The sequence below is a fragment of the Verrucomicrobiia bacterium genome (genome assembly GCA_035629175.1).
Classification (GTDB): domain Bacteria; phylum Verrucomicrobiota; class Verrucomicrobiia; order Limisphaerales; family DASXHY01; genus DASXHY01.
Map to the genome: position 1 here is coordinate 1 of DASPIL010000075.1, position 5,778 is coordinate 5,778.

Sequence of the window (5,778 nt, forward strand, 5' to 3'; positions counted from 1 at the left end):
TTTTCGCGGAAAAGGCCATCTGGCTTCGTTGCTCCTCAGTCGAAGATCCACCAGGGATATTCTCCTTCGTCGCGCCTCGCCATATGGCCTTTTCCGCGAAAACAGCACCCCACTTATTTTTCAGACAGGCTCTTAAAGGCAGTGCCCTGTTTTCGTGTGATTAGTGTGATTCGTGGTTAATAATTCCCTCGGCCCACCTTACCTTCAATTCGCGCAATTAGCGGAATTCGCGTAAACCCGTTTTCCCCTCTGCATCCAGACGAAAAGCTTCAGAGAACCACGAATCACGCGAACCACAGGAAACAGCGTCTCTGATCTGAGGTGAGCACCGCTATTGCGCAGTTCTCTTCTCCCTGACAAAGCAAGATAACCTCACGCCAAGGACGCGAAGGCCGCAAAGAAGAGAGACGTCAAACCGAAGCGCAGGCTTCAGCCTGCTTGGATTGGTTCGTGTGCTTAGTGTGATTCGTGGTTGAATCCGCTTCCGTCTGTCTTCAATTCGCGAGAATTGGCGTAATTCGCGTAAACGCCGTTTTGTCTTTTCTGAATCCGTGTTCATCCGTGTCCATCCGTGATTAAAATCCTTCTCCTGCATTTCTGCGACATTCACGCGATCCGTGGTGCCCGCGAACTTGCCCTTTGAAGTTCCTTCCGCGGACCGCTACGTTCCTCGAATGGCCGACATCGTCCTGACCACGCTGAACGCGAAGTATATTCATGCTTCGTTCGGGCTGCGTTATCTCATGGCGAATCTCGGCCAACTGCAATCGCACGCGGCCATTGCTGAGTTCGATATCAACCAGCGTCCGCTCGAAATCGCTGAACAGTTGCTCGCCCTCAATCCGCGGATTCTCGGATTCGGGATTTACATCTGGAACGTCACGGAAACCGAAAAGGTCATCGCCACAATCAAGCGCGTTCGGCCGGAAATCGTGGTCATCCTCGGTGGACCCGAAGTCAGCCACGAAACCGGCACACAGTCGATCGTCCATCTCGCCGACCACGTCATCACAGGCGAAGCCGACCTCAAATTCGCGGAGCTCTGTAACCAATTGCTTTTAGCGTCTCTTTCTCCCCTCGCCTGCGACGCGAGGAGCGGGAGAGCGGCCGGGACAGAGGGCGCCTCCTCTCCCCAACCCTCTCCTCCGCTCCGAGCGGAAGAGAGGGAGTTGACTGGAGATCTGCTGAATCACGGGCCAGAGCCACGGTGCTCCACTTGGCTCCCTAAAATCGTCCACGCCCCCCTGCCCGATTTCTCGCAACTTGCGCTTCCCTACGATCTCTACAACGCCGACGACATCGCGCATCGCATCATATATATCGAAGCGTCGCGCGGATGCCCCTTCACCTGCGAGTTTTGCCTTTCGTCGCTCGACGTTCCCGTGCGCCAGGTTCCGCTTCCATTGCTGCTGGATCATCTTCAACGCCTCATCGACCGCGGCGTGAAGCAGTTCAAATTCGTTGACCGCACGTTCAACCTCAACGTCAACGTCAGCCAGGCAATCCTTGAATTCTTTCTTGCACGCCATCAGCCCGGGCACTTCTATCATTTCGAAATGATCCCCGACCGGCTGCCGGTTCCTTTGAGGGAAATTATCGCGAAATTTCCGGCGGGATCTTTGCAATTCGAAGTCGGCATTCAAACCTTCAATCCGACCGTGGGCGGCCTGATCAAGCGCCGGCAGAATTACGATCGGCTCGAGGACAACTTCCGATTCCTGCGGCAGCACACGGGCGTGCACCTGCACGCCGACCTGATTGCGGGCCTACCTGGCGAAACCCTGGAGAGCTTTGCATCAGGCTTCAATCGCCTGATTGCATTGCAGCCGCACGAGATCCAGGTCGGCATTTTGAAGCGGCTGCGCGGAACGCCGATCGTGCGTCACGATGCCGAATGGCGAATGGTGTACAGCAGCCATCCGCCGTATGAGATTTTGCAAAACAAGCTGATTGATTTCGCCACGATGCAGCGTCTGCGCCGGTTCGCGAAGTATTGGGACCTGGTTGGCAACAGCGGTAATTTTGTTGAGACCACACCGTTGCTATGGGCTGGCGACAAATCTCCGTTCGGCGAATTTCAGCGTCTGAGCGAATGGCTCTACGCCCGCACGCGGCGGACGGACAGCATTGCGTTGATGCGCTTGATGGAACTGCTCTTTGTATTCCTGACCCGTGAGCGCGAAGATCGGATCGATCCCAAGGCGGCCGCCGAAGCGCTTTGGCGCGACTATCAACGCGGCGGCCGGTTTGATAAGCCGGGGTTCCTCAAGGATTACCTGCCGGAAGATTCAAAACCGGCGCGCGCTTCGCAGCCCCAGCAACTCCCCAAGCGCCAGTCCCGTCACGCAGCAGCGTAGCGCGACCCGGGTCCCAAAAATTCAGGCGAGGTAAGTCACCTTCCCATCCGAAATCTCGAACACCTTCAACCTTTCCAGATTTTCGAACACGCCATTGACCGCTTCTTCAGAGGCTTGAGCGCCGAGCAAACTTCTGATGGAAGATCGGAGAGTCTTGACGGTGCGGGGTTTTGCGACAGTTGGTCTATTCAGGAAGGCCCGCACCTTTTGAACAGGATCCTGGCTGGGCTTTTGTGGCACGGAGAAACACGTTTAACAGGAGCACGCAGAGGCAGCAGAGAAAAGCAGAGGAAGCTGTTTGCGAATCCGTGTTCATCCGTGGTTAAATTCCACGTCCTCGCGGCTCTCATTTTCGTGTGCTTAGTGTGATTCGTGGTTGACCCTGCCTTTGTCCGCGTTCCTGCCTCGATGTTCGCGAGATTGCCACAATTCCGTCGACAAGTGGGCGTCGTTCTGATTATAAAATGCCGCACAGAAGGAACCTTATGAGCCGATTGGTCATCAATCCCGGCACCTCCCAAGCCACCGAAATCACACTTAAGCCCGGCGTGAACACTGTCGGCCGAGGATCGCACAATGACGTCCAGATCAGTGACGCCAGCGTGTCCGGATCGCATTGCGAGCTGACGCTGCAGGACGGCTGCCTGGCTCTCCGCGATGTGGGCTCGACAAATGGAACGTTCGTGAACGGAACCCAGGTGCAGACCGCAACGTTCGCAGATGGCCAGCCGTTTCGGCTCGGATCGGTTGAAGTGTGCTTTTATTCCAGCGCCACGGCCCCTGCGGCCGCCAGCCGCGCATCAGCGGCCGAACCGCAAAAGCTCGTGCTGTCGAGCTCCGGATCAGGACAGCCGTCCCTCGTGATTGCGCCACCTGCGACTCCCGGTGCGCCTCCGATCCCGCAGCCGAATCTGGGTGGCTCCTCACTCCGGCCACCAGGCCTCAGAATCTCCGGCGGACATTCCACTTCTGCAGCCGCGCCCGCAGAGGCTGGTTCCGATGGCGGCGAGACTCCGCCGCCCGCGTTCGAAGCCCCAGCGGGTCCGCGCTTTTGCAAGTTCCACCCCAAATCGATCGCGCGATTTCTTTGTCGTAAATGCAATCGCACGTTTTGTGATCTCTGCGTTTCGAGCCGCTCCGGCCCGGGCGGGCTTTCCGTCAAAACCTGCCGCAGTTGCGGAGTTGAGTGCCAGCCGTTGACCGTTGAGCGCAGCGGACAAAAGCACCGCGGGTTTTTCGGCCATATTCCGGGAGCGTTTGTTTATCCGTTCAAGGGGATGGGTCCGCTCATCTTGATCGTCGCCACGATCGTCTTCGCCGCGCTGTCGTTTGTGAGTGCCGGCATCTTTACGATTTTTCTGAAGATGGCTGTCATGGGCTACATCTTCCTGTTCATGCAAAACATCGTTCACGCCACTGCGGCGGAGGAACACGAGCTGCCCGGCCTGCCCGATTTTGAAGGGCTTTTTGGCGCCTTCTTCACGCTCGCGGGAACGGTCATCATGAGCTTCGGCCTGGCGATCGGCCTCGCCATTGCCAAGTTTTTCGAGGTCGACACCATCCCAACCGCAGCGCTTACCGCTGCGCTGGTGTTTGGTTGCATCTATTTCCCGATGGCATTTCTGGCATCTGCGATGAAGGACACCGCACTTGCCAGCAATCCGCTCGTCGTCGTTCCCGCGATCATGAGGGTTCCATTGGAATACACGGTGACGGTGATCCTGATGGGAACAATCTTCGGCGTGCAGCAACTCGGCGAAATGCTGTCGGAACGCGCCGGCGACGTCGTGCTGACCACGCGATCCATGGCGGAATTATTCATGGCCTTCGGCGTGAAATCGTTGCTGGCATTCATCGGCGTGTATCTCCTCACCGTGAACATGCGGATCCTGGGAATGCTCTACGTCACGAAGAAAGACCGGCTCGGCTGGTTTTGAGGCGCGGCTTTCACTCTACCTGCGCACAGTTGTCGCCTGGTGCAAGGGAATGGCGTTGGTTTGCGTCAGGAAACCAGTTTTCTGCTTCAGTTCCGACCACCTTTTCTCCAGGCGCTGAATTCGTTTGTCGAGAAGCGGATGACTGCTCAACGCCTCAGGCAATTCGAAGTCGCCATGCAGGTGGCGAAACTTCTGGAACACTGAAGTCATCCCGCGCGGATCAATATTCGCCTTCACCAAATAATCCCAGCCCACTTCGTCCGCCTCGGTTTCATATTCCTTGGAGAAGCCCTGGACGATCATGAAACCGGATCCGAGCGCGAGCAGGTTGACGAGCCCGCTCTTGCTGTGAAACAACACGCCCACGATCAACATCGGCCCCGCAGCAGCCGCCATCTGGCGAAAGATGTGCCGCTCGGTGACGTGAGCCAACTCGTGTGCGAGGACACCCTGGAGTTCTTCAGGACGTTCGACCAGTTCCAGCAACCCGGTGTTGACCACGACAAACCCGCCGGGGAGCGCGAAGGCGTTCGGATCAGGATCGTCCACGATGAAAAATTTCACGTCATTGCCCATGCGCGGAATGACTGAAAGGAGGGGCCGCGCCAGTTCAGTCAACTGTGCGACTTCATTCGAATACGCATTGCCGCTGACATCGGCATCGATTTCACCGAGCACCTCCAATCCGAATTCACGTTCCATTTCTGGAGGAACACGCGCGGCGACTGCGCGCACGAGGACGCCTGAAAAGAGCGAGAAGCAGGCCGTGACGAGTATTCCCGCCGCGATCACGCCGAGGGTGATCTTGATTCGCCAGGCGAATTCCTTGCGACTCCTCTTCGCTTCAATTTCAGCGCGCAGATCCTGAACCTGCGGCAAAGAGGGATTTCGAAGAACCAGCTCGTCGTAGGTCACAATGCTGACGCCAGGATTCTGGGTGTCGCGAAAATTGATGCGATTGATGGCGGCATCCCAGCTGACGTCCACCTGGTCGGCGGGAATTTCGAAGGAAAAGTCTTCGGCGACGAAACGGAGCTTGGTGGGTTCGAGTGAAAGCCGCCCTTCCTTGGATTCGTTTCCGAGATCCGGGTGAAACAAATGTGCGAAATAACCGTGTATGCCCTGGCTCACGAGGGTGGATCGTATCAGCGGGGGGATGGTTGAAAAGGACTAAAGGACTAAAGGACTAAAGGACTAAAGGACGAAGGGGACGAAGAGACTAAAGGACGAAGGGATGAAAGGGGTTTTTTGAAGCGCCTCCTCTCCCCGGCCCTCTCCTCCGCTCGAAGCGGATCGGAGCGGAATAGAGGGAGTTTTATTAAGGGCTACGCGGCGGGGGGGGGGTGATTAAAAGTGGGTGGTCAAACTCGGTTGATTTTGAACTCCCCCTCTTCCGAGCGAAGCCGGAGGAGGGGGCGGGGGGAGGAGGCACTCGCCTCGTAAACAGCAGGCATCCTTCTTCATCTCTGCTATCTCTGCTTCCT

The 5,778-nt window shown here is 57.0% G+C and carries 4 protein-coding genes; 2 read left to right on the forward strand and 2 right to left on the reverse strand.

Annotation, left to right across the window (positions count from 1 at the left end):
* Positions 1–674 precede the first annotated feature (674 nt).
* Positions 675–2,357, forward strand: coding sequence for a DUF4080 domain-containing protein (locus tag VEH04_13595; protein HYG23813.1), 1,683 nt, complete (start codon positions 675–677; stop codon positions 2,355–2,357).
* Between the two features lie 21 nt (positions 2,358–2,378).
* Here VEH04_13595 and VEH04_13600 read toward each other — a convergent pair whose 3' ends face one another.
* Positions 2,379–2,597, reverse strand: a complete 219-nt coding sequence (locus VEH04_13600) for a hypothetical protein (GenBank protein ID HYG23814.1) — start codon at positions 2,595–2,597, stop codon at positions 2,379–2,381.
* A 245-nt stretch (positions 2,598–2,842) separates the two neighbouring features.
* Between VEH04_13600 and VEH04_13605 the strand changes: the two genes are divergently transcribed.
* Entirely contained in the window at positions 2,843–4,294 is a 1,452-nt protein-coding gene (locus VEH04_13605) for an FHA domain-containing protein (GenBank protein ID HYG23815.1), read from the forward strand.
* A gap of 15 nt (positions 4,295–4,309) precedes the next feature.
* Here VEH04_13605 and VEH04_13610 read toward each other — a convergent pair whose 3' ends face one another.
* Positions 4,310–5,425 carry a M48 family metallopeptidase gene (locus VEH04_13610; GenBank protein HYG23816.1) on the reverse strand — a complete coding sequence of 372 codons (1,116 nt, stop codon included), beginning with the start codon at positions 5,423–5,425 and terminating at the stop codon, positions 4,310–4,312.
* Positions 5,426–5,778: the final 353 nt, after the last annotated feature.

Excerpts from the sequence above, each read along its gene's own strand:
- VEH04_13605 (HYG23815.1), top strand. The coding sequence starts at position 2,843 with ATGAGCCGATTGGTCATCAATCCCGGCACCTCCCAAGCCACCGAAATC.
- VEH04_13595 (HYG23813.1), top strand. The coding sequence starts at position 675 with ATGGCCGACATCGTCCTGACCACGCTGAACGCGAAGTATATTCATGCT.